20 protein-coding genes are annotated in these 23,686 nt (G+C 55.8%); 13 read left to right on the top strand and 7 right to left on the bottom strand.

Annotation, left to right across the window (positions count from 1 at the left end):
• Positions 1 to 143: 143 nt before the first annotated feature.
• Positions 144 to 722: an S-(hydroxymethyl)glutathione synthase gene (gene gfa / locus ABIA48_RS00650; RefSeq protein ID WP_429486477.1), complete on the bottom strand. Its 579-nt coding sequence runs from the start codon at positions 720 to 722 to the stop codon at positions 144 to 146.
• A 402-nt stretch (positions 723 to 1,124) separates the two neighbouring features.
• On the opposite strand from gfa, the gene ABIA48_RS00655 reads away from it, so the two are divergent.
• The 11 genes from ABIA48_RS00655 (at position 1,125) to ABIA48_RS00705 (ending at position 13,673) form a co-directional block, all read left to right on the top strand.
• Positions 1,125 to 2,393, top strand: coding sequence for a cystathionine gamma-synthase family protein (locus ABIA48_RS00655; protein WP_429486479.1), 1,269 nt, complete (start codon positions 1,125 to 1,127; stop codon positions 2,391 to 2,393).
• A gap of 136 nt (positions 2,394 to 2,529) precedes the next feature.
• Positions 2,530 to 3,966, top strand: coding sequence for an amino acid permease (locus tag ABIA48_RS00660; RefSeq protein WP_204931466.1), 1,437 nt, complete (start codon positions 2,530 to 2,532; stop codon positions 3,964 to 3,966).
• Positions 3,967 to 4,017: 51 nt separating this feature from the next.
• Positions 4,018 to 4,908, top strand: a complete 891-nt coding sequence (locus tag ABIA48_RS00665) for a LysR substrate-binding domain-containing protein (RefSeq protein WP_429486482.1) — start codon at positions 4,018 to 4,020, stop codon at positions 4,906 to 4,908.
• An 18-nt stretch (positions 4,909 to 4,926) separates the two neighbouring features.
• On the top strand, positions 4,927 to 6,315 hold the full coding sequence (thrC, locus tag ABIA48_RS00670; RefSeq protein ID WP_429486483.1) for a threonine synthase: 1,389 nt from the start codon (positions 4,927 to 4,929) through the stop codon (positions 6,313 to 6,315).
• Positions 6,312 to 6,749, top strand: coding sequence for an Lrp/AsnC family transcriptional regulator (locus ABIA48_RS00675; RefSeq protein ID WP_104448105.1), 438 nt, complete (start codon positions 6,312 to 6,314; stop codon positions 6,747 to 6,749). Before thrC ends, ABIA48_RS00675 begins: the two co-directional genes overlap by 4 nt.
• Positions 6,750 to 6,864: 115 nt before the next feature.
• Positions 6,865 to 7,905 (top strand): homoserine dehydrogenase, encoded by a 1,041-nt coding sequence (locus ABIA48_RS00680; protein ID WP_429486485.1) that lies wholly within the window; start codon positions 6,865 to 6,867, stop codon positions 7,903 to 7,905.
• A gap of 12 nt (positions 7,906 to 7,917) precedes the next feature.
• Positions 7,918 to 9,336, top strand: coding sequence for an aldehyde dehydrogenase family protein (locus ABIA48_RS00685; protein ID WP_429486487.1), 1,419 nt, complete (start codon positions 7,918 to 7,920; stop codon positions 9,334 to 9,336).
• Positions 9,337 to 9,690: 354 nt separating this feature from the next.
• On the top strand, positions 9,691 to 10,512 hold the full coding sequence (locus tag ABIA48_RS00690; protein ID WP_429486489.1) for an ABC transporter substrate-binding protein: 822 nt from the start codon (positions 9,691 to 9,693) through the stop codon (positions 10,510 to 10,512).
• The gene (locus tag ABIA48_RS00695; protein ID WP_429486491.1) at positions 10,509 to 11,354 is read left to right on the top strand and encodes an amino acid ABC transporter permease; all 846 of its coding nucleotides are present in this window, start codon (positions 10,509 to 10,511) and stop codon (positions 11,352 to 11,354) included. Before ABIA48_RS00690 ends, ABIA48_RS00695 begins: the two co-directional genes overlap by 4 nt.
• Before the next feature lie 37 nt (positions 11,355 to 11,391).
• On the top strand, positions 11,392 to 12,774 hold the full coding sequence (locus ABIA48_RS00700; RefSeq protein WP_429486493.1) for an LLM class flavin-dependent oxidoreductase: 1,383 nt from the start codon (positions 11,392 to 11,394) through the stop codon (positions 12,772 to 12,774).
• A gap of 248 nt (positions 12,775 to 13,022) precedes the next feature.
• Positions 13,023 to 13,673, top strand: a complete 651-nt coding sequence (locus tag ABIA48_RS00705) for a dTMP kinase (RefSeq protein WP_429486495.1) — start codon at positions 13,023 to 13,025, stop codon at positions 13,671 to 13,673.
• 169 nt (positions 13,674 to 13,842) lie between these two features.
• Here ABIA48_RS00705 and ABIA48_RS00710 read toward each other — a convergent pair whose 3' ends face one another.
• The 6 genes from ABIA48_RS00710 to ABIA48_RS00735 all read right to left on the bottom strand — a co-directional run bounded on the left by ABIA48_RS00710 (position 13,843) and on the right by ABIA48_RS00735 (position 20,697).
• Positions 13,843 to 14,835: a LacI family DNA-binding transcriptional regulator gene (locus ABIA48_RS00710; protein WP_429486496.1), complete on the bottom strand. Its 993-nt coding sequence runs from the start codon at positions 14,833 to 14,835 to the stop codon at positions 13,843 to 13,845.
• Positions 14,836 to 14,927: 92 nt separating this feature from the next.
• Complete coding sequence (locus ABIA48_RS00715) at positions 14,928 to 16,430, bottom strand: glycoside hydrolase family 32 protein (RefSeq protein WP_429486498.1); 1,503 nt, start codon at positions 16,428 to 16,430, stop codon at positions 14,928 to 14,930.
• Positions 16,427 to 17,572 (bottom strand): ABC transporter ATP-binding protein, encoded by a 1,146-nt coding sequence (locus tag ABIA48_RS00720; RefSeq protein ID WP_429486500.1) that lies wholly within the window; start codon positions 17,570 to 17,572, stop codon positions 16,427 to 16,429. The genes ABIA48_RS00715 and ABIA48_RS00720 overlap by 4 nt, the downstream gene beginning before the upstream one ends.
• A gap of 27 nt (positions 17,573 to 17,599) precedes the next feature.
• Positions 17,600 to 18,442: a carbohydrate ABC transporter permease gene (locus ABIA48_RS00725; RefSeq protein WP_108228924.1), complete on the bottom strand. Its 843-nt coding sequence runs from the start codon at positions 18,440 to 18,442 to the stop codon at positions 17,600 to 17,602.
• Positions 18,439 to 19,401, bottom strand: coding sequence for a carbohydrate ABC transporter permease (locus ABIA48_RS00730; RefSeq protein ID WP_429486503.1), 963 nt, complete (start codon positions 19,399 to 19,401; stop codon positions 18,439 to 18,441). Before ABIA48_RS00730 ends, ABIA48_RS00725 begins: the two co-directional genes overlap by 4 nt.
• A 21-nt stretch (positions 19,402 to 19,422) precedes the next feature.
• Entirely contained in the window at positions 19,423 to 20,697 is a 1,275-nt protein-coding gene (locus ABIA48_RS00735; RefSeq protein WP_429486505.1) for an ABC transporter substrate-binding protein, read from the bottom strand.
• A 167-nt stretch (positions 20,698 to 20,864) separates the two neighbouring features.
• Here ABIA48_RS00735 and ABIA48_RS00740 point away from each other — a divergent pair, with 167 nt between their 5' ends.
• Both ABIA48_RS00740 and ABIA48_RS00745 read left to right on the top strand, forming a co-directional pair.
• Positions 20,865 to 22,430: a carbohydrate porin gene (locus ABIA48_RS00740; protein ID WP_429486506.1), complete on the top strand. Its 1,566-nt coding sequence runs from the start codon at positions 20,865 to 20,867 to the stop codon at positions 22,428 to 22,430.
• Positions 22,431 to 22,590: 160 nt separating this feature from the next.
• A complete protein-coding gene (locus ABIA48_RS00745; RefSeq protein WP_429486508.1) occupies positions 22,591 to 23,499 on the top strand; it encodes a carbohydrate kinase family protein in 909 nt (302 codons plus the stop codon).
• Positions 23,500 to 23,686: the final 187 nt, after the last annotated feature.

Below are 23,686 nucleotides of genomic sequence, written 5' to 3' on the forward strand. Positions count from 1 at the left end.
ATCTCTCTGATTGATCGATTCTGTACCGTCCGGCCCGGCCCGTTGTCTTAATGACCACAGCCCCCCGTTAATGATGCAAGACGCAAAATATCAAAGGTGAATCGAAGCCGCGGTCCGGAAAAGAAACCGCGGCGATCGATCAATCAGGCGGCGGGGAGCAGGCCTTTCTGTTTGGCGACATGAGTCGCCAGTGCGTCCATCAAGTCCGGGGACAGGCAGTCATAGGGTTCCAGGCCGATCGAGCGCAGGCGCTCGCGGATAGCCTTCATTTGTGCTGGCGGTGTGCCGGTTTCGATGATGGAGGACACGAACGCCGCGAATCCCGGCGCAGCCCATCCGCTCTGTGGCGAAAGCTCGGTGTGGACGAAGTCCAGGCCATAAAACGCATGGTCCTTGTTCTCGATGCGCCCAAAGAGATGGGCGTGACATTGCTTGCAGGCGTGGCGCTGGATGGTGGCGGTTTTGTCGACGATCTCCAGTTTTTCGCCGTGGGCAATGACGCTGACCTTATCTCGAGGCACCACCGCGATGACGGCGAATATCGCGTTTTGTGGTTTCCAGCATTTGCTGCAGCCGCACGCGTGGTTATGCAGAGTTTGTGCGTCGATCTTGACCACGACCTTGTCGGTCGCACACAGGCATTGCAGGGTGCCACCCGCGAAATTCGCGGCGGCGGGTTGAATACCATTGTCCAGTGCCGGGTGAAGTTGCAAGGTGCTCATGCTGGCGTCTCCGTTTCAGGGTGTCAGACAAAAGTGCCTGGGGCCGTGCCCCAGACCGGTGGTTCATCGGATTTCGAAAAGGACACAGTGCCTAAACGAGTGACCTCCTTCGGTGCGACCGGTCGGTTACCCAGATCAAGAATAGTCTGCGTTGCGCTGAGCCTCCGCCTGCAGCAAGTTTTTGCACTCCTCAGGTAAATGTTTTCCACCCACCTCGCCGCTGCATATTGGTGAGGTTTCTCAGCTAGTAATGGTTTGACACTCTGCAACTCGCATCCAGCCATTAAAAAAAGCAGCCCTTACTCCCGGATATCATGATTTTTCACAAGCATGAGCCTTCCTTATAGTCCTCCCAAACCCACTTGGAACACGGTTGTGTTTCCCTTGATGCGAGACAGTTTTATGGAGAATAAGAAACGCGCCATCCAAGCTTCAGAGGTTGGGATGGGGACTCGAGTCGTATGGGGAGGAGAGCAGGTTGAGCATCCCTACAATGCGACCCAGACACCCATCGTGGTCAGTGCCGCCTATGGCTATGACGATATCGATAAGTGGTATGACGTGGCATTGGGAAAGGAGCCCGGGTTCATTTACAGCCGTATGAGCAATCCCACTGTCTCTGTCTTGGAAGATAAACTTTGTGAACTCGAAAACGCCGAGTCGGCTGTAGCTTTCAGTACCGGAATGGCCGCAATCAGCGGTGTACTACACACCTTCCTATCCTATGGGCAGCGTGTGATATCTACACGTGACAGCTACGGTGGTACGAACAAAATTTTTGAGGAGTTTCTCCCACGCATGGGCGTGGAGGTCACCCTTTGCGATACGCTCGACACTATGGCGCTTGAGCAGGAGATCGCTAAAGGCTGCAGCGTCCTGTACCTGGAAACACCTACGAACCCAACGCTGAAAATCGTTGATATTCGGCGCCTGGTGGCAGCGGCGAAGCGAGTGGGCGCTTTGGTTGTTGCGGACAATACATTCGCGACGCCTCTGAATCAGAATCCGCTCGCTTTAGGCGTTGATGTGGTTGTGCACAGCGCGACCAAATTCCTGTCCGGTCATGGTGATGTACTCGGCGGCGTGGTTTGCGGCGCCGAGCATTTGATGTCTCAAGTTCGCCATTACCGCGAAATCAATGGTGCCTCGCTGGATCCTTTTTCGGCGTATCTAATAATCCGGGGCATCAAGACTCTGGCCCTGCGTCTTCGCCAGCAACAGGCGAGCGCGAAGCTTTTGGCCGAGTACCTCTGTACCGAGCCGCTGGTTGAGTCTGTGAACTATCCAGGGTTGCCTCAGCATCCAGGTCATGACATCGCTCGTTCACAAATGAACGGATTCGGAGCCATCGTCAGCTTCGTGCTGAAAGGAGGCATGGACACAGTGACCCGTTTGCTACCGCTGCTCAGATTTGCGCATCGGGCGGGTAATTTGGGAGCTGTGGAGACCATCTATGGGCCGGCTCGAACGACCAGTCACGTGGAAAATACCTTGGAAGAACGTCAGGCACTCGGAATTTCCGAAGGTTTGGTTCGAGTGTCAGTAGGTATTGAAGATTCAGCAGATTTATTGGCTGATTTAAAACAAGCCTTCGCTTTAGTGCGAAGTAAACAAGGTGATGCAAGCCTTCACGCTGACAGTGCCCAACGTTTCATTGAGGTAGAAGCCTGAATACGGGCAGGACTTTCGATATTCATCTTAAGCCCTTCATGAAGAATGAAAATAATAAAATCCAGCGACGACAAAATTGTACTGCCCAAAAGCCGGTTACAAGGTGTTTGTCCGAACATTTCATGAGAATAAAACTATGTCCACGCATATCGAAGATAATCAGCCCGATCCAAACTCGCGTTTCAAAAAGGAAATGCAAACTCGCCACATCGTGATGTTGGCACTGGGCGGTGTGATCGGTACGGGATTATTCCTTACCTCCGGTTACACGGTTAATCAGGCAGGGCCACTCGGCGCAGTGATCGCTTACATCATCGGCGCAGTGATGGTGTATTTAGTCATGGTCTGTCTCGGTGAGTTGGCTGTACAGATGCCAGAAACCGGATCGTTCAGTAGCTACGCAACGCGATACCTGGGCCCAGGCACCGGCTATACAGTGGCCTGGCTTTACTGGCTCACTTGGGCAGTGGCTATCGGTTCAGAATTTACAGCGGCGGGCATACTGATGGTTCGGTGGTTTCCTGACACACCGGTCTGGATTTGGAGTGCGCTGTTTGCCATTGCAGTCTTCTTAAGCAATGTTGTCTCTGTCCGGCTGTTTGCGGAGACTGAATTTTGGCTTTCGCTGATTAAGGTTCTGACCGTTATCACGTTCATTGTGATCGGCGGAGCGGCAATTTTCGGTCTTTTTCAAGTACAGAGTTTGCAGGGGGCGGGACTTTCCAACTTCACACGTGAAGGGCTGTTCCCCACCGGGTTCTTACCCATTGCCATGACTCTCCTGGCGGTATCCTTCGCATTTTCCGGAACCGAGTTGATCGGAATTGCGGCAGGTGAAGCGCAAGATCCACAAACCAGCGTGCCCAAGGCAATTCGCACGACAGTGGTACGTTTGGCGCTGTTCTTCGTGGGCACAATTTTCGTCCTCGCGACGTTACTGCCACGAGAGCAAGCGGGGCTCGTAGAAAGTCCGTTCGTCATGGTGTTTGAGCTGATTGGCATTCCATACTCCGCCGACATTATGAACTTCGTCATTCTCACGGCATTGATTTCCGCCGCTAACTCGGGGCTGTATGCAGCATCGCGCATGCTGTGGACATTGAGCGATCAAGGACATATGCCTAAGCGCTACGCCAGGCTTTCCAGTCGAGGCACACCGGTGAATGCCATCGTTCTTAGTATGGCGGGTGCAGTGGCTTCTCTGCTCAGCAGTGTGTTTGCCCCTGATACGGTTTACTTGGCCTTGGTGTCCATTTCCGGTCTGGCGGTCGTGGTCGTGTGGATGAGCATTGCTGCCAGCCAGATCGCGTTCCGCCGTCAATACGTCGCTAATGGCGGACGAGTTGAAGACCTGCATTTCCGCGTACGTGGCTATCCATGGGTGCCTATCGGTGCACTGCTGTGTTGTCTGCTGGCCTGTGTGGGTATCGCTTTCGATCCTGAGCAGCGAGTGGCGCTTTACTTCGGTCTGCCCTTTATCGCGTGGTGTTATTTCGTTTACTGGATCACTCGAAACAAGAGAGCAGAGCGGTTGGCTTTAGCTGCAGCTGTTCATTCCTCTGGCACCGCGTGAATTTCTCAGGCAATGATTGAGCATAAATAAAGCCCTGATGAGGTTGCGCCGATGAGTCAAAAGTCACTACCACCCTTGAATTGGTTGAGGGCATTCGAAGTATCGGCGCGTTATTTAAACTTTACCCATGCGGCGCAAGAGCTCCATCTGACTCAAGGGGCTGTGAGTCAGCAGATCCGTCAGTTAGAAAGTCACCTCGGGGTGGCGCTGTTCAAGCGCCTGCCTCGAGGGCTTGGCTTGACCGAGGAAGGGCAGTCGTACCTGCCTGTCGTACAAGACGCGATCAGTCGTCTTGCAGTCGGCACAAACGAGATTTTCGGCCAGCACAATCGAAGGCATTTGAAGGTGCGTGGCAGCCTTTCCTTTCTTCACTATTGGTTGGCCCCCCGGCTCGCAGATTTTTGTCGGGAGTACCCCCAGATTGATATTCGATATATCAGCAATATTTGGGTGAAAGAACCGGACGGCGAGGATGACCTGGAGATTCGCTGGGGATGCGGTTCGTGGTCAGGCTTGCACGCTCAGCGATTGACTTGGGACATCCTTCAGCCTGTTTGCTCCCCACAGCTCATGGCCAGCTCACCCATACATGAGCCTCGCGACTTGATGAACCATTCTCTGCTGCATGTTTTGGGGTACGAAGAAGGTTGGGGTTACTGGTTGAAGCGAGTTGGAGCAGACGACGTCGACTTTTCCCGTGGCCTTCAGTTTGACACGCTGATTTCCACGATCCGCATGGCCGAATTGGGGCAGGGCGTTGCGCTGGCACGGTCTTCCGTGGTCGAGGATTTGCTCAAGAGTGGGCAATTGGTTGCGCCATTCAATCACCGAATCGAGGCCAGCGAATCCTTTTATCTGGTGCACGAACAGACCGAAGCGCTATCGCCTGATGCCGCAAATTTTTCTACATGGCTGGTGGCTCAAGCCCATCGCCTTTTGTAATACCGATTGGGAGTGGTCATGGATTACGTAAGCACACGCGGCGGTGACATGCGGGTGGATTTTCGCAGTGTGGTTCTGTCGGGGCTCGCCGAAAATGGTGGTCTCTATGTCCCGGCCAGTTTGCCTGTCTTCACCGAGAAACAGATTGCCAGCTGGTCGTGGCTGCCGTTTGATGAGTTGGTCTGGCGAGTGATTTCGCCTTTTGTTGGGTCTTCCATAGACGAAAACACCCTGCGTGGCTTGCTCAGTGACAGCTATCAACAATTCAAGCACCGCGCCATTACGCCACTTGAGCAGATCGGGCATAACGAGTGGATACTCCAGCTGTTTCATGGCCCGACCGGTTCCTCCAAGGATTTCGCCGCGCAATTGCAGTCGCGCCTGGTCGAGCATTTTCTGGAGGAGGTCGGTAAAGAAGCGTTGGTGGTTGGTGCAACTAACGGTGATACCGGCCTCGCGGCGCTTGAAGCCTTTACCAACTGCCCGGCCGCCCGCATGGCGATACTGTATCCGCGCGATGGGCTTGCGCCTGAGCAACTCAGTGCCTTGCAGGCAGCCGACCCGCAGCGGGTCCAGCTGTTTGCGGTTGACGGTAATTTCGATGATTGCCAGATGCTGGTCTCCCGACTCTTGCGTGAGTGGCCATTGGACGCAGTGATGCCGATCTGTTTCAACTCGACCAATTGGATCGGCGTCCTGGCTCAGATCGTTTTTTACTTCCACGCGGCCTTGCAACTGGGCGGTGGCTCGCGTCCCGTTGGCTTTAGCGTACCAGCTGCCAGCTCGGCCGAGATCTACGCCGGCTACATTGCGCAGAAAATGGGATTACCCATCAATCAGGTGATCATTTCGACCAACAGCAATGATGCCCTGCACCAGTTTTTTCATTGCAATCGCTACTCCACCCGGATGACTAATCGAACAGTGTCGCCGGCGATGGACTTCTCGTTGTTTTCCAACCTGGAGCGGTTTATCTGGGAGATTTACGAGCACGATGGCTGCTCAACAAAAGCTCTGATGGAGCATTTTGAACGTTGCGGAGAAATGAGCATCGGCAACCAGCAATGGCTACGTGCCCGAGTACTCTTCGACTCCTATGCGGTAGACGAATCCCAGGTGCGCGATGAGGTCGTCGAGCTGTTCCGCGAGACAGGCTCGGCCATCGATCCTCACACGGCTGTCGGTGTACTGGCTGGCCGGCTTCACCGACGCAGCCTGGGGGCGCCAATGGTCACCTTCGGGCAAATTGCGCCGGCCAAGTCGGCGGCGCTGTTGGCCGAGCTGGGCGTCTGGCAAGCAAGCGTTCCGAGCACTGCCGAGGTGCGCGCACAACCACCGTACCTGGCAAAGCACGATCTGGACGGTCTGTGCCAGGCTCTTCGTCTGGCGCAGCGGAGGCTCGCATGAAGCGCATTCTGGATCCCTTGGACGAACGCATACTGGCCGAACTTACCGCCAATGCGCGAATAGCCCATATCGAACTGGGTGCCAAGATCAACTTGTCGCGTAATGCGGTGCGCCAGCGCATCGAGCGTCTTGAGCGCGACGGTGCGATCCAGGGCTATACGGTACTTCTCGGTGAGTCGCGGCGGCCTGCGTCGCTTATCAGCGCGGTGATCTTCGTCTACCGCTACGACCGCATGCGTGGCGAAGCAGTACTGGCTGCGCTGCGCTCCATTCCCGAAGTCGTGCAATGTGAAGTACTCAGCGGTGAGTTCGATTTAATGCTGCGCGTGAATGCCGCCACACCTGAACGTGTCCATCTCGTGTGGAAGGAAATCGCGGCCATGCCAGGGGTGGAAAACACCGTCACATCGTTCGTCCTTTCTGCAGTGTTTTAAAAAAAACGTGCTTGGGCAAAACGCCCAACTAATACAGCAGACTGCCATATTCAACTGCCACAGCCCGGCTCTTAGGATGTTCCTGTCGAACAACATCAATAAAGGAACAGCTTTCATGACTGAGTACAAAATTGCCTTGGTAGGGTTTGGTGGCGTGAACCGTGGCTTTGCCCAATTGGTCGCCGAGCGTAATGCCGAGTGGAAAGAGTCCCTTGGCTTCACCGTTAAAATTGTCGGTGTCACCGATCTGTTCCTCGGCTCCATCGTTGCTAAAGACGGTCTGGATGCAAAGCAGTTGGTCGCGCTACCGATTGAGAAAGGCGCACTCGCTCAACTGCCCGGCGGCAATGCTGAGGCCTTCAACGAAACCGTGATCAAGCATTCCGGTGCAGACATCATCGCTGAGGCCACTTTCACCAATCCGGTGGATGGCGAGCCCGCCACTACCTTTTGCCGCTGGGCCTTGGAAAGTGGCATTCATGTAGTAACCACCAATAAAGGGCCTATAGCGCTGCACGGTGCCGAACTCAAGGCGTTGGCCCGTCGCAACCAGGTCGCTTTCGAGTACGAGGGGGCGGTGATGAGTGGCACCCCCGTGATTCGTCTGGCCAAGCAGGCCTTGGCGGGTGCCAACGTACAAGGCTTCGAAGGCATCCTGAACGGCACTTCCAACTACGTGCTCACCCAGATGAAAGACGGCCTGGCGTTCAACGATGCCGTCGCACAAGCGCAACAGCTCGGCTACGCCGAGGCAGATCCGACCGCCGACGTGGAAGGGTTTGACGTACGCCTCAAGGTGGTGATCCTGGCCAACGAATTGCTCAATGCACGACTGAATGTCAGTGATGTAGCGTGTTCGGGTATCAGCAATATCAGCGCGCAAGATATTGCCCAGGCAAGTGCCAATGGCGCGAGCTGGAAACTGATTGGCTCAGCCGATCGTGAAGCCGATGGCTCGGTTCGAGCGAGTGTCGAGGCCCGGCTGCTGCCGAACTCACATCCTCTTGCAGGTATTGCCGGCGCCACGAATGCAGTGTCGTTCAATACCGAGTTGCTGGGAGCTGTCACGGTGTCCGGGCCTGGGGCAGGGCGTATCGAGACGGCCTTCGCATTGCTGTCGGACATCGTCGCCATCCACACCTCCCACGGCAAATAACAGGAGAGAGTCATGAGCGTATCCAGCATGGCCAGTATCCAGCTTGTTGAAGCCAAACAGATTGATGTGTTCAGTCCATTCGATGGTCGCTTGGTAGGAAGTGTCCCTTGCCTTGATGCAGCCGCCGTTCCTGGCTTGCTGGAACGCGCGCGAATCGGCGTTCGCGAGAGTGCGGCAATGCCTCGTCACCTGCGTGCGCGCATTCTTGAGGATGCCGCCCGCAGTGTGGAACTTGAGTCTGATGCATTCGCCAGGCTGATCGTTGCAGAGGCGGGAAAAACGCTGCGACAAGCAGAGAAGGAAGTGAAGCGTTGCGTGAACACGTTGAAGTTATCGGCGGAGGAGGCGCGTCGTAACGCCGGGGAAGTAATTCCATTCGGGGCTTATGAAGGATCGGAATCGCGTCAAGGTTGGTTCACCCGGGAACCCTTGGGACTTATCGTCGCAATCACGCCCTATAACGATCCGCTGAATCTGGTCGCCCATAAACTCGGCCCGGCAATCGCCGGTGGCAATGCCGTGATTTTGAAACCCTCGGAGCTCGCGCCGCTGTCTGCTCTCAAGCTCGTTGAGTGCTTGGTGAAAGCGGGTCTTCCACCCTCTGTAATTACCCCGGCTACGGGTGGCGTCGACCTGGGCAAAGCATTGGTGGAGGTTCGCGAAGTTCGGATGATTTCCTTTACGGGTGGTTTTGCCACAGGAGAGGCCATCGCTCGTAGTGCCGGGTTGAAGAAGTTGGCAATGGACCTGGGAGGAAATGCCCCGGTTCTCGTGCTTGAAGATTGTGATATCGAACCGACCGTGGAGTCCTGTGTGTCTGGTGCCTTTTGGGCAGCAGGGCAGAATTGCATCGGCACTCAACGCATCCTGATACACAGTTCAATTTATGAGGATTTCCGTGAGCGTTTTGTCAGCCAAACGCGCGCCCTAGTAGTGGGTGATCCTCACCAGCGAGCAACGGATGTGGGCCCGATGATTACCGAGCAGGCGGCGCGTCGTACCGAACAATTGGTAAATGAAGCGCTGGCCGAGGGGGCGGTTCTGCTGTGTGGGCACCATCGCCAAGCGGGAAGCTATGCGCCGACCGTGCTTGAACATGTGAGGCATAGCAGTACGATTTGGCAGCAGGAAGTCTTCGCGCCGGTGGTTATCCTGGAGCCTTTTGACCACCTGGAAGACGCCATCGCTCTGGCCAACGCAACAGAGTACAGCTTGCACGCAGGTCTTTTCACACGTGACATTTCCAAAGCTTTGAAACTGGCGCGTCAGATTGAAGCGGGTGGCGTGATGATCAATGACTCTTCCGATTATCGTTTCGATGCCATGCCTTTCGGTGGTTTCAAGTACGGAAGTTTAGGGCGCGAAGGTGTTCGATTTGCGTATGAGGACATGACACAGCCTAAAGTGGTCTGCATCAGTGAGCTGGATTAAACCTGGGAAGTAAATTGCCATCGACTCACATCGGGCGGACGCTTTTTTCTGACGCCCGATGCTTGCGGGACATTATTCGCGAAGTCTCAAGGCACTCGCTTATCTGCCGCCTGTTGTTTTGTGGTGGGTGCCTTGCCGCAACAGATATGGCTATGGCTTTCAGCGCTAAAAACGAGCAGAACCTATCACCTGTTTGGGGTGTCGCCTGCGTTCTACTTCGGCGCGTGTGGTCGGTTTTCTCCAATGATTTGATATAGCTCGAAAGGAGTTTTATATTCCATAAAAATATTATTACGTAATTTAATATTGCGTTTTAATCTAATCAGGCTTTTTTATCTGATTGGGGGATTGTCTTTGAAAAATAAGGATTTTTTAATCTTTGGCTTGGCGTTATTGGCTTCCTGCTCAAACGCTTTCGCAGGTACCACCCTGGATCGCGTGGAGAAAAAAGGCGAGTTGACCGGCGTCTTGATGGAGAACTACCCGCCGTTCTCTTTTCTCAATGAGCAGAACCAGCTGGATGGCTTTGATGTGGATGTGGCCAAGGCTGTTGCACAACGCCTGGGCGTTAAACTGAAATTGGAAACACCGTCCTGGGATGTGATTGCCGCTGGCCGCTGGAGTGGGCGCTATGACATCTGCGTCTGCTCGATGACCCCGAGCAAGGCCCGAGCAGAGGTGTTTGATTTTCCGGTCGAGTATTACCAGTCGCCAGCGGTGATCGTGGTGAATGCCAAGGACAAAGGCATCACGTCGGGCAAAGACTTGTCCGGCAAAAAAGTGGGTGTGATCAGCGCGTCCACTTACGAAGCCTATTTGAACAAGGATCTGGTAATCGAGGGCGCCGAGGACAAGCCATTGAGCTATCCATTCGAAAATGTCCAGGTGGCTCCCTACGATAATGAAACAGTGGCATTCCAGGATCTGGCACTGGGCACAGGCGTTCGTCTGGATGCGATGGTCACCAATCTCATCACCGCCCGCGAGCGCATTGCCCAGGATCCTCGCTTCAAAATAGCCGGCGACACGCTGTATGCCGAACCAAACGTAGTGGCAATTGAAAAAGGTGATCCGCAATGGGATGCCAAAGTCACCGAGGTCATTACTCAACTCAAGACTGACGGTACGTTGAGCAAGATTTCGCAGAAGTGGATCGGTGCCGACATCAGCCAATGACAGCCCTCAACCCACACCCAGCGAAGGCGACTGTCCCCCCCGAAATCTCGACGCGCCGCTTTAGTCAATTATTTGGATTTCGCACTCGCCTGTATCTGACGTGGGCGGCGTTGTCTGGATTGTGCGTCATGTTCTTCATGAACTTCGATTTAAAGTTCTCGATCATTCTGGAGAAATGGCCAAATCTGGTCGGTCTACATCTGGGGCCAAACGGTTTCCTGCAAGGTGCCGCGCTGACGCTATTTCTATGCTTCTGTTCGATCTGGCTTTCATTGCTCCTTGGCTTTGTGACGGCGCTAGCGCGTCTGTCACGCAGCGCAGTGGCGTTCGGCATTGCCAGTTTCTATGCATCTTTTTTTCGCGGTACACCGCTGCTGATCCAGATCCTGCTGATCTATTTGGGCTTGCCGCAGTTGGGCGTCGTGCCAGGTGCAATCAGCGCCGGGATCATTGCTCTTTCGCTTAATTATGGTGCCTACCTGAGCGAGATTTTTCGCGCCGGCATCCTGGCTGTGGCACCTGGGCAGCGCGAAGCGGCGATGGCGCTGGGCCTCAGGCCGACGGCGACGTTTCTGCACATCGTTTTACCGCAAGCCATGCGCACGATCATTCCACCAACGACCAGTCAGTTCATTTCAATGCTCAAAGACTCGTCACTGATTTCCGTGATGGGCGTGTGGGAAGTCATGTTTCTGGCGCAGTCCTATGGGCGATCTTCTTATCGATACATAGAAATGCTAACCACCGCAGCCGTCATCTATTGGTTGCTATCCATCGGGCTTGAATTGATACAGCACCGCCTTGAGCGCCACTACGGCAAAGGTTTCAAGAATCAGCGGTGATCCGCCGCATTTAATGACTTTAATGACGGGAACCACGATGTCCAATCCAAAACCTCTTTTGTTTGCGCTCTATGAGCAAGCCAGTGTGGGCTGCGGCGGTGCGCCAAGTCTCTGGACGCACCCGGCTGACGAACGCCTGGCCATCAACTCGCTGGGCTATTGGTCGAACCTGGCGCGCATTGCCGACCAGGCGCACCTCGACATGCTGTTTTTTGGTGATGTCCTGGGTTTCTACGACGTGTTTGGCGGCAACGCCGATGCGGCGATGAAATGGGCTGTGGAAGCGCCGGCCAATGACCCGCTGATGATCATCCCGGCATTGGCGGCCGTGACGCAAAACCTGGCCTTTGGCGTCACCGTGACCACCAGCTACGAACATCCTTTTACCCATGCCCGACGCTTCAGTACGCTGGATCACCTCACCAACGGCCGGGTCGGCTGGAACATCGTCACTTCATACCTGTCCAGCGCCGCCCGCAACTTCGGCCTGGAGCAGATGATCAAGCACGATGATCGTTATGAGCGCGCCGAAGAGTTTCTTGATGTCGTCTACAAGCTCTGGGAGGGCAGTTGGGCCGACGACGCCGTGGTCGCGGACAAGACGCGCCAGCTCTACGCTCGGGGTGAGCGTGTGCGACCGATCAATCATGCGGGTGAGCATTACCGGGTGGCCGGGCCGCACTTGACCTCCCCATCGCCACAACGAACGCCTTTGTTGATTCAGGCTGGCTGGTCGGGGCGCGGTCGTGATTTTGCGGCCAAGCACGCCGAACTGATCTTCATCGCCAAGTCCAACCCGCAGGAGATTCGTCTGGGGCTAGAGGAAATCTGGGCCAAGGCCCAAGCACGTGGTCGTCAGCGTGAGGACGTGAAGTCGCTGACGGTATTACGTATCGTCACTGCGAAAACAGAAATTGAAGCTCAGCGTAAATTTGACGAACTGCAAAGCAACTATCACTTGCAGGCACAACTGGTCAGCTACGCGGGCGACACCGGTATTGATATCGGACGCTATGCGGACAGTGAGGCACTGTCGACTCACACCGAGGGCATGACCTCCTATGTGATGCATCCCGATGGCAGTGGCAAGCCCTTGACGGCCGGTGACGTCAAACAGCGTTTCGCCAATGTCACCCGAGGCAGCGATTTGATTCTGGTGGGAACGCCGCAACAGGTGGCAGAACGCATTGAGGAGCATGCACGAATATCCGGCACCAGCGGCTACATGATCAATCCGCTGATCAGCCCGGGCAGTCTTGAGGATTTCGTCGAACTGGTGATCCCTGAATTGCAAAAACGTGGGCTATACCGCACCCAACCGCAAAGCGGTACTTTCCGTTCGCGGTTACGGGCCGACGGTTCGAGCCATTTACCAACGTCGGCTTATGGTGCCTCGTTTCGTTTCGATAACGATCTGTAGTGCCTGGTACACTCGGTAGGCCGTGGTAGATCACGTTCAATGATTGACTGCTGTTTTGTGTCATGGTTTGTCATATGTTCATAAGCGGTTGTAACCCTGTATTTTTGAGGCCCGTTAACCAGAAATCAGGTTAGAGTGTTCATCAATTTCTGTTCATAAAGTCCCTCCATTCGATTCGCATAGTCGCGCCAAGCGTTTCCTGTGAACGAACCGGGTAAAAAAACCGTATATCAATCGTTATGTGAAGAATGAATCGTCCGTTGTTTGTTTCTCTAGATGGGCCCAAGGGAACCGGCAAAACCACACTGTTGGAGGCCGTTACGAAAGTACTGAGGGCAGACAACAAAAAGGTGATCCGACTTTGCGAGAAAAAAAGCGACCCCTATAGGGGTGAAACAATGACCCTCGTTAACAAACTCGTCAGAAATCCCACCCGGGAATTGGAGTTGGGGGTTTGTGAGCGCTTTGCTGATAGCCGTACCTGGATTTCCCGGCACGTGCTGGCTAAACAGCCACCAGGCAGCATCATCTTGATCGATCGCTGGTACCCGTCTGATGCCGCGTTTCGCCGGATAGTCCCGTTTGCAGAGATTCTACAGTTGAACATTGATCGAAACGTGCGAGTGCCAGACCTGCATGTCGGGGTTGTCACCGCCCCTGATATTTCATGGACGAGGGCAGCGGCACGACGGCGTGGGCTGAGCAGTACTGTGATCCATAAGCTGGAAGAACAGGTCGCTTGTACCAAGGCGTTCGAGCGAGCGATTGCAGATCACGGCTGGGTGTTATGCCGTAATGAAGGAACGATCGAAGAGGCAACGATGCAGGTGATTTCTGAGATATATAGAGTTCTTCGATGCCCCGTAGGCGAAGTTCGCTGCGCCGGCCTTAAGGGCTAGCGGGTTCAGTGCACATAGAACGGTAGGTAGTACGTCGAAAGTCAGAGGAAAAGCGGAAGGGAAGGCTTGGAGTGCGGGAATGCAGCACACTTCGGGCCATAAGCGGTCGATGACAGGCTAGTGGCAAATCGAAGGCAAGTGGGCGCGCTATCACCGAATCAACTAATTCTTATAGCGATGCCCTGACCACCAATGGACAATCAACTGGCTGGGCTCCCGATACGTCGAGGGTCTCGATCAGATGCCGGGCAGCCTTGCGACCGATCTCGTAGTACGGCAGTTGCACTGTGGTCAGCGGCGGGATGAACAGCTCAGCAATACCGATCATGTTGTCGTAGCCGAGCACGGCGACATCGTCGGGAATTTTCAGGCCACGGCCCAACAACAGCTGATAGGCACAAAAGGCAATGCGGTCGTTGCCACAGATCAGAATGTCAAATTGGGGACGACCATCAATGACGTGCCTGTCGAGGATGGCTGCTGTTTCACCATAGGCATCATGATCGGAAAGGTCGTATTGCAGGAGCGCGTCAGGCGCCACTCCGAATGCCTGACAGGCACGCTGCAGGCCTTTTTGCCGCAGCCCCCAGGCCAGACTCTGTTTTGGCAGATTGATGCACAGAGGGCGTCGATAGCCCTGACTCAACGCATGATGTACGGCCCGATACTGCCCCATTTCGTCGTCCGGCACATAACTGACCAGGTGACTGTCATCGGCCAGACAATTGGCGAGTACCAGTGGTTTGCTCTTCAAGCGCTCGGGAATATTCACGTGGCGAAACCCCATGGCGCTGAAGATCAATCCGTCGGGACGGTGCGATAGCATCAGGTCGATATTCTGGTCGGTGGGCGGGTTGCTCAACAGGTTGAGGATAAAGACATTCCAGCCGGCTTGCTGTGCGGTCTGTTCGATGGACAGCAACAGTTCGACCGCGAACGGTGTGGTCGCGGTGTCCAGCGCGAACACTCCGATGGTTCGCGACTGGAGGTTGTCGCCGCGCATCTTGCGCGCCGACAGGCTCGGTACGAACTGCAGTTCATCAATGGCGCGACGCACCCGCTGAAGGGTTTCGGGGCTCAGTTTTTCCGGATTATTGAGCGCTCGAGAAACCGTCATCAGGGACACGCCGGCCAGCTGTGCAACGTCTTTCACTGAAGTCATGCGAGGTGAGACCGGTCAGGTTGACGCAGAATCATGACACAGGGCCTGCGCTTCTCGCGACTCCAATGACGTTGTTCATAGCCATCCGCCGCTCACAGCCATCCAGAGCCGAGAGGCCATGCCTTGGGAATCGAGACTCGCCCGCCACTCCCGCTCGCAATGAGCTTCACACCCAGACTGCCAGGCTGTGGGTAGAGGCGACTGCTGAGGCTGAAGCGCCCGTTCTCGTCGAACACTTCGATGGACGAGCGATCGAGAAACACACGCAGGTTCAGTCGCTCTTGTCTCGGGTCTATCGCCACGCTGCGTTGACCGGTGACTTGTGCACCCGAGCGGTTGCGGTCAAGCACCAGACGCTGCAGTGCTGCATCGTAATAGAGCAGGGTTTCTTCATGACCATCATCGCTGCAGCGCAACGCGACTCCCAGGTGGCCGTCGGTGCAGCCGAGCAAATCCAGATGCACATGGATTTCGAGCCTGTCGCCATTCACTTCCCGCACCCATCGGGCTCCCGAACCCTCCCACCAGGACGTGCCCGGCAATGGCGCCTTGCGCAGTGCGGTGAGCTCCCGTGCCGGATACACGCAAAGACGATCGGCATGCAGTTCAAGTTCGCGCGGCAACCCGAGCATGCCGCACCAGTGATGGGCCTGGCTCGGCATCGGGCTTTCCCACATGTCGAGCCACGCCCACACAAGGCGCCGACCGTCGGCGGCCAGTAGCGTTTGCGCGGCATAGAAATCGTGGCCGTTATCCAGCTCGATAAAAGGCCCGCCGGTGAAGTGCCATTCGCTGTCGAGTCGTCCCACTCGATAACCGGTCTGGTACTTGTTGAGCCGTTCGTAACCCTCGGGTTGCATGCCCTGGGGGGAGTACAGCAGCACATCGCGTCCGTTGAGTCGGAACAGATCCGGGCACTCCCACATATAGCCATCGCCCTCGCTGCCGCTGGACACATAATCGAGGAACTCCCAGGCGTGCAGGTCCGTGGAACGGTATAGCGGCAGTAGCGGTTTATCACCCAGGCGTGCGCCGGCAATCAGGTACCAATAGTCATCCTCCTGCCATACCTTGGGGTCACGAAAGTGCATGATCGTATCTTGCGGCGCGTTCTCGATGACGGCGCCATGCTTGACGAACCGAATGCCGTCAGTGCTGGTGGCCAGGCACTGGACTTGGCGGATCGAGCGTTCGTCACCCACTTCCCCCAGCCAGGTGTGTCCGGTGTAGATCAGTGCCAAGGTATCTCCGCACACCACGGCGCTACCGGAAAAACAACCGTCACGATCGAAGTCGTCGCCGGGTGCTAGCGCAATGGGTAGGTGCTGCCAATGAACCAGATCGGCACTCTTGGCATGCCCCCAGTACATCGGGCCCCATTTCGCTTCGAAAGGGTGGTGTTGATAGAACACATGGTATTCGCCACGAAAGTACACCACTCCGTTGGGGTCATTCATCCAGCCCACGGGGGGAGCAAGATGATAATCGGGTCGATAATCGTGGATGATACGAGACAGGCCATCACTCAGCGCATGCTGCGCAATCTCAAGGGCAGCGGACATTGGAACACTCATGGAATTCAAAGACACAGTCATAGGGCACCTGCTCGTGCCGAGCGTAGAGGGACGCCATCCGGCAGGGTTTCAATAGCTTGTGGGTGGCGACTCAAGGCAGTGCCATCGGCGTCGAACAGGTGCAGATTGTCGAACTCCAGCTGCAGCTCGACCCGATCGCCCGCCTGCCATCCGGCGTTGACCTCGCAACGACAGATCAGTGGCTCGTCCTGACCTGTATCGAGGTGCACATAGGTTTCACTGCCCAGGTATTCAACCCCGGTCACGACGACGCCGGCAGTTCCCTGCGCCGCTTTGAGAGACACGTGTTCCGGGCGAATCCCCAGGCTCAGTGGAGCGTCCGCCGCCAGGTTCGAGCTGTTGAAGGGCAGGGAGGTCATACCCAGAACGGGAGTATCGACCAGGCTGGTTTCACCCGGGACATGCAGGCGTGCCGCCAGAAAGTTCATTCTGGGCGAACCGAGAAAACCGGCGACAAAGCGGCTCGCCGGGCGCTCATAGAGTTCGCGCGGTGAGCCGACCTGCTCTACGCGACCGCCATTGAGCACGACAATTTTGTCGGCCAGGGTCATCGCTTCCACTTGATCGTGAGTGACGTAGATCATGGTCGAGCCCAGTCGATCATGCAGCCGGGCGATTTCGTTGCGCATCTGCACCCGCAAGGATGCATCCAGATTGGAGAGCGGCTCATCGAACAGCAAAATGTCCGGCTCACGCGCCATGGCTCTGCCCATTGCCACACGCTGACGCTGCCCTCCAGACAGTTCCTTTGGCTTGCGTTGCAGCAGTTTGTCCAATTGCAGGATTTGCGCCGTTTTCAGCACCCGCTCGCGCAGGCTGCTCTTTTCAGTCTTGGCCAGTTTGAGACCAAAGCTGATGTTGTCGTAGACGCTCATGTGCGGGTACAGCGCATAAGACTGAAACACCATGCCGACGCCACGCTCGCGCGGCTCCAGGTCGTTGACCCGACGCCCGTCGATCAACAGGTCGCCGCCGCAGATCGAGTCCAGTCCGGCGATCAGTCGCAGCAGAGTCGACTTGCCGCAGCCCGAAGGGCCGACGAACACCACGAACTCACCCGCAGCGATCTGCAGGCTGACGTCGCGAAGAATCCGCGCGCCGCCCAATTGTTTGTTCACGTTGTCCAGTTTCAATTTGATCACGATGCTGTTCCTTGTCTTTGTTGGGCATCAACCCTTTAACGCGCCGGCAGTGAGGCCGGAAACGATTCGGCGCTGGAAGATCAGCACCAGAATCACCAGTGGGACGGTGACCAGCACCGATGCAGCCATCAACAACCCCCAAGGCAACTCATGGGGGCTGCCGCCGGAAATCAAGGCGATGGCGACCGGCACCGTGCGTTGGGTGTCAGTGAGGGTGAAGGTCAGGGCAAACAGGAACTCGTTCCATGCGGCGATGAAGGCCAACAAACCGGTGGTGACCAGTGCGGGCCAGAGCAGCGGCAACAGCACGCGGGTCAGCGTGACCCATGGGGACGCGCCATCCATGATTGCCGCTTCTTCCAGTTCATGTGGCAGTTGCCCCATGAACGTGGTCAGCACCCAGACGGTGAAGGGCAGGGTGAAAATCGTGTAGCTCAGAATCAACGCCCAGGAGGTGTTGTATAGGCCCAGGGCGCGGATCACTTCGAACAGCCCCGACAGCACCGCGACCTGGGGAAACATCGACACCCCAAGGACCATCATCAAGACCGTGCCACGCCCACGGAACTTCACCCTGCCCAAGGCATAGGCGGCGGTCACACTGAGGAACAGCGCCAGCGTTACCACACACAGCGCAACCACCAGCGAATTACCAATAGCCCGCAGGAATGAGGCTTGATGGAGTACCGCCGCGTAATTGGAGAAGTCGGGGTTATCGATCCAGTAGCTCACCTCGAACAAGGCGCTGGATGGCTTCAGCGACGTCACGATGGCGTAGTAGAAAGGGAAGACCGCATACAGCAGCAACACCCCGATCAGACACCAGAACCCGAGGCGCAACAGCGCTTTTTTCAGCAGGCGCGGGCTCATGAGCGGACCTCCAGTTGACGGCGTCCGAGGTAGAGATAAAGCATGGCGATGACCGCAACCACCAGAAACAGCAGCGTCGAGGCCGCGCTGCCATAGCCAACGTCCTGGAACTCCACCAGGTGCTGACGGGCATAGACCGACATACTCATGGTGCTCGAAGAGTTCGAGGTCAGCACATAGATGACGTCGAATACCCGCAGGGAATCGAGGATGCGGAAGATCGCCGCCACCAGCAATGCGGGCATCAGCAGGGGAAGCGTGACACGCCAGAACACCTTCAGCGGATGAATGCCATCGACCCTGGCGGCTTCGTAGCAATCACTCGGCAACATCTGCAAAGCCGCCAGCATCAGCAGCGTGACAAACGGGACGGTCTTCCAGACATCGACGATGATCACCGCCCACATCGACAGGTCTGCATCGGCCGTCCAGGCCAGGGGCGCGTCAATCAGGCCGAGGCTCAGCATCAGGTGATTGATGATGCCGAACTGGTCGTTAAGCATCCATGACCAGATCTTCGCCGAGACAATGGTGGGAATCGCCCAGGGAATCAGAATCAATGCGCGCACCAGAGAGCGGCCGGTGAACTTGATGTTCAGCAGCAACGCCACCAGCAGCCCCAATACGACTTCCAGGCCCACTGACACCACGGTGAAATGCAAGGTGTTGCGTACCGCGTTCCACCATTGCGGATCGACCAGGATGCCCGACCAGCTGGAGCCGTTGTGGAACAGATAATTGCTCAAGCCAACGAAGGATCCGCCACTGGTATCCGACAGGCTGGCGTCGGTCAGGCTGAACCAGAATGTGCGCAGCAGCGGCCAGGCCGCCACCAGGGCCAGACACAGCAACATCGGCGTCAGAAACAGCCAGGCGGCGCGTACCCGGCGACGTTGTACGGGCGTTTCCCTGGTGAGCAGAAGCTCGTCACAGGGATCATGGGTAGTAGAGACAGACATGGTGATTTCCTTCCTTGTGGCTTACCAGTTCCGGCGTTTGATGCGCGTGAGTTCGCTTTCCAGTTCGGCCAGCGCCTGATCGACAGGCAACTCGCCCGCCAGCACGCCATGCACTCGATCGAAGAACGCATTGGAGACTCGTGGATAGCGATCGGCGGTTATTGCGGCGGGGCGCATCACCCCATCGTTGAGAATGCTGTGCAACTGAGCGTAATAAGGCATTGCCGCGAGCAGTTCGGGATCCTGATACAGCGACTCGATCACCGGGTTATAGGCGGCAGTCAGAGCACGATGTTTTTGCTGTTGGGCACTGGTCAGGTAGCTCACCAGTTCTGCGGCAAGTTTTGGATGGGCGCTGTATCGCGACACCGCCAGGCCCCACCCACCGAGGGTGGAGGCATGGGTACCGGTCTTGCCGCCACGGGGCAGGGGAGCGACCCCGACCTTGTCTTTTACGGCACTGTCCTGGCTTTGTACCAAGGCCCAGACATAAGGCCAGTTACGCATGAACAGCGCATTTCCCGACTGGAATACGCCACGACCTTCCTCCTCGGTGTAGTTGAGTACGCCACGCGGGGAGATGTCACCCACCCAGCTTTTCGCCAGGGTCAAAGCCGTTCTTGAGGCTTGACTGTTGACCACGATGTCGCCTCGTGGGTTGACCATTGCGCCTTCCGGTTGGCTGCTGATCCATTCCAGCGCATTACACGTCAGACCCTCGTAGGCGCGCCCCTGAAAGATGTAACCCCACGCATTGGGGTTCCCGGCATCGCGCTCAGCCTGTTGAATACTCCTGGCGGTAGCAGTCATCTCCTCCCAGGTCTGGGGAACCTGCTGGTTGTACTTCTCGAGCAAGTCCTTACGGTAATACAGCAGGCCCGAGTCGGTGAACCACGGCATCGTCACCAGTCGCCCGTTCACCGTGGCGTTATCCACCTGTGCCTGGAAGTAGCCTTGGGTCGCGTTGGCAGGAAGCACCTCGCGCAGATCCATCAAGTGTTTGGCCAGCATCCCTGGCCACACCATATCGATTTGAATGATGTCGATGTCGCTGGATTGCGCACTGAGGATCTGTTGATAGAACGACAACCTCTCGGTCGCCGAGTTAGGGGTGGAAACCACCTCGACGTTGTTGCCGGTCTGTTTCGACCACGCCTCGACAGCCTCCTTGCAGAGCTGCAACTCCGCACCCACCGCACCACACGAGATCGTTAAATCGGCTGCGCTCGAGAGGCATGGAAATCCGGCACAGAGGGTGAGTAGTGCGGCTGGAAGAAGAGATTTTAGCTGTTTCATAAAGCCCTCTTTATTTTTGTTTTTAGAAAAGTTAACGTTAACATCGCCAAATGTAGCAGCGTATTTGCGATGAGGCATCCTTTTTTTCGTCAATTTTGACAATTCACAATTGACGGGAAAAGGCCGCTCGCGGGAACGGAAAAATAAAAACAAAACAGGAAATTCACATGCAGAAAGCATCAAGCTGGCTACTCGCAGGCGTGCTCGGCACCTCGGCGGTAACCTCTCAGGCCGCGACTCTGGAAGAACGCATGGCCGCGTTTGAAGCCCGTGCCAGCGCGGCGGAAAAGCGTGCGGCCGCAGCCGAACAGCAAACCCAGGCACTCGCCAGGGAATTGCAGCAGATCAAACTTGCCACTCCTCCCTTGCAGCCCGCCGCATCTACTGCGGCAGCAATTTCAGCGCCCGCTTTGGATACCCGACTGGCAAAACTCGAGGCCCGTCAGCAAAGCCTGGAGAAAGAGGCCAGTACCGGACACCTCACTGACGGGTTCAGCTTCAACGGCTACGCTCGCTCCGGATTGCTGATCAACGATGAGTTGGGTGGTGGTCGTGGCGGCCCTTATGCAACGCCTGCCGGTTCAGTCGGTGGTGCAGTCGGGCGACTCGGTAACGAAGACGACACCTACATGCGTATAGACCTGTCGAAAGAAATCTATGCGCAAAACGGCACCCGTTCCAAATTCACGGTCTCCATCGCCGACGGTGTGGAAAGCTCCAATGACTGGACGGCCGACGAAAGCAAACTGAACGTGCGCCAGGTATTCACAGCGCTTGACCATCTCGCTGCGTTCGAGGGCAATTCAGTGTTCGAGAACGCCACCCTGTGGGCAGGCAAGCGATTCGATAGAGATAATTTCGATATCCACTGGCTGGACTCGGACGTTGTCTATCTGGCCGGCACCGGGGGTGGAATCTACGATATGCAGATGAACAAAAATTGGCGTTCGAACTACTCTTTGATCGGGCGTAACTACGGGGATTTCAGTCAAGGCGGTATTAATGCCGATGTGGAAAGCTACATCCTGACCTCCAACCAGTTCTTCGAGGATGGTCAGTGGCAGTGGATGTTCAATGCCATCGGCGCAAAGAAAAACGATTTTGCTACCCGCACCAATGCAGCGGGTTTGACGCCTGCGGATTCCGGCTTGCACAGCATGCTGGCCAATCACCAGAAAAACTTTTTCGGCAGGGAAGGCTTCTTCAAAACGGCGCTGCTCTATGGGCAAGGTCTGGGGGCAGAGGTCAAGAACATCGGCTCAGATGGCGAACTCATAGACGATGCCCGCGCTCTGCGTCTGGCACTTTACGGTGAGACACCCCTTGCGCCCGACTGGCGTATCGGCCCCAGCTTGCTGGCCGAACAGAGCAAGGATAGATACGTCAAGGGTGACGACTACCGCTGGCTGACCCTGAATGTGCGCTTGGCCAATAAAATCAACAGCAATTTCGAGATGGCCTACGAAATAAGCTGGCAAACCATGAACCTCGACCCGAAGGACTATCTACAACGTAATGCGGTCGACGGTAACTTTTGGAAATTCACTGTCGCCCCGACATTCAAACCTGAGGTTGGAGATCTTCTTACACGTCCCGAATTGCGAGTGTTCGCAAGCTTCATGAACTGGTCTTCGGATCTGGACAGATTCAGTACCACAGACTCCTTTGGCATGACGGACTTCAAAGCCGGAGGTGTATGGCAATACGGTATACAAATGGAAACCTGGTTTTAATATTTGAACGCGTGCGGCCAACATCTGCTTTGAGGTTGGCTATGAAAACTTCACTAACTTCAACAAACCCTGCCTTTCATCAAAGCGCATTGAGTAAGTGATTACCGGTCGAATCTGATCAGCCAGCAGTTCCCTACGACAAAAAATTGAGGAAATGACGATGGTATTGCCTCGCGCAGTAGTGTTTGGCGAAGCCCTGACCGATCTTGTCCAAGGCACTCCTGGACAATGGATGGGCTACCCGGGTGGTGCTCCCTGGAACGTTGCACGAGCGCTAAGTCGCTTGGGTGTCAGCAGCGCTTTTGCTGGGTCGGTGAGCTTGGATTCACTGGGTGACGAGATCGTTTCGCAGTCGGAAGCGGCAGCATTGGATATGAGGTTTATCCAACGGGTAGACCGAGATCCTTTGGTCGCCATCGTTCCATCGAGCCGTCCTCCAAGGTACTTTTTTGCTGGAGATGCCGATCTGTTTTTTGATCCGGATCTGATGCCAGAAGGATGGATCAACCAAGCAGAGCTGTGTCATTTCAGTTGCATCAGTTTGGCTCGACAGCCACTCGCAGACAGGCTGGTTAAAATTGCTCAGCAGGCCAAAGAAGCCGGTAAACGGATTAGCTATGATCCGAACTGGCGCAATTTAATGGATAGTCATTATCGGGAGCAGACCTTCCCTACGATGATCACTCTTGCTGACATGATTAAGCTTTCCGACGAAGACCTTCGGCAAATTTATCCAGGGCTGACAGAACACCAGGCAATGGATGAGCTTCGCGCTCTTAATCCTCAGGCGCAGATCCTTTTTACTCGAGGGGAACACGGGATGATTCTCCACACCCCGGACAGCCAACTCGATCAGCCGGCGATTGCCGTGAAGGTGGAAGACACGGTTGGGGCAGGAGACGCTTGTATGGCTGGTTGGCTGGCTGCGGAGTTGCTGGGGATCGCGGACTTGAGAGAACGCCTGCAATTTTCAGCGGCTTGCGCATCCATATCTTGCCGCCATGCCGGAGCCCATGCTCCAGCGCTAGCTGATGTGAAAGGTTTGCTGCAACTGCTAAAACATACTTGACCATGATTGCCGGCGCCGAGGAGTCGTCTAAGTAAAAAGACGCGGCGCCGCCCCTGACCATAAGCGTTACAAGTGTAATCGCCCCCTCAGGGGGCGTCCCTCCAGCTAGTGTCGAACCAGCCAGAGCCGGTGATTCAAAACCAGCCCGTGCAGCTGAAACACTGACAAAACATTCCGGCCATCACTT

Origin of the sequence: Pseudomonas sp. S30_BP2TU TE3576, assembly GCF_050436025.1 — a bacterium.
In the GTDB taxonomy this organism is placed as follows: domain Bacteria; phylum Pseudomonadota; class Gammaproteobacteria; order Pseudomonadales; family Pseudomonadaceae; genus Aquipseudomonas.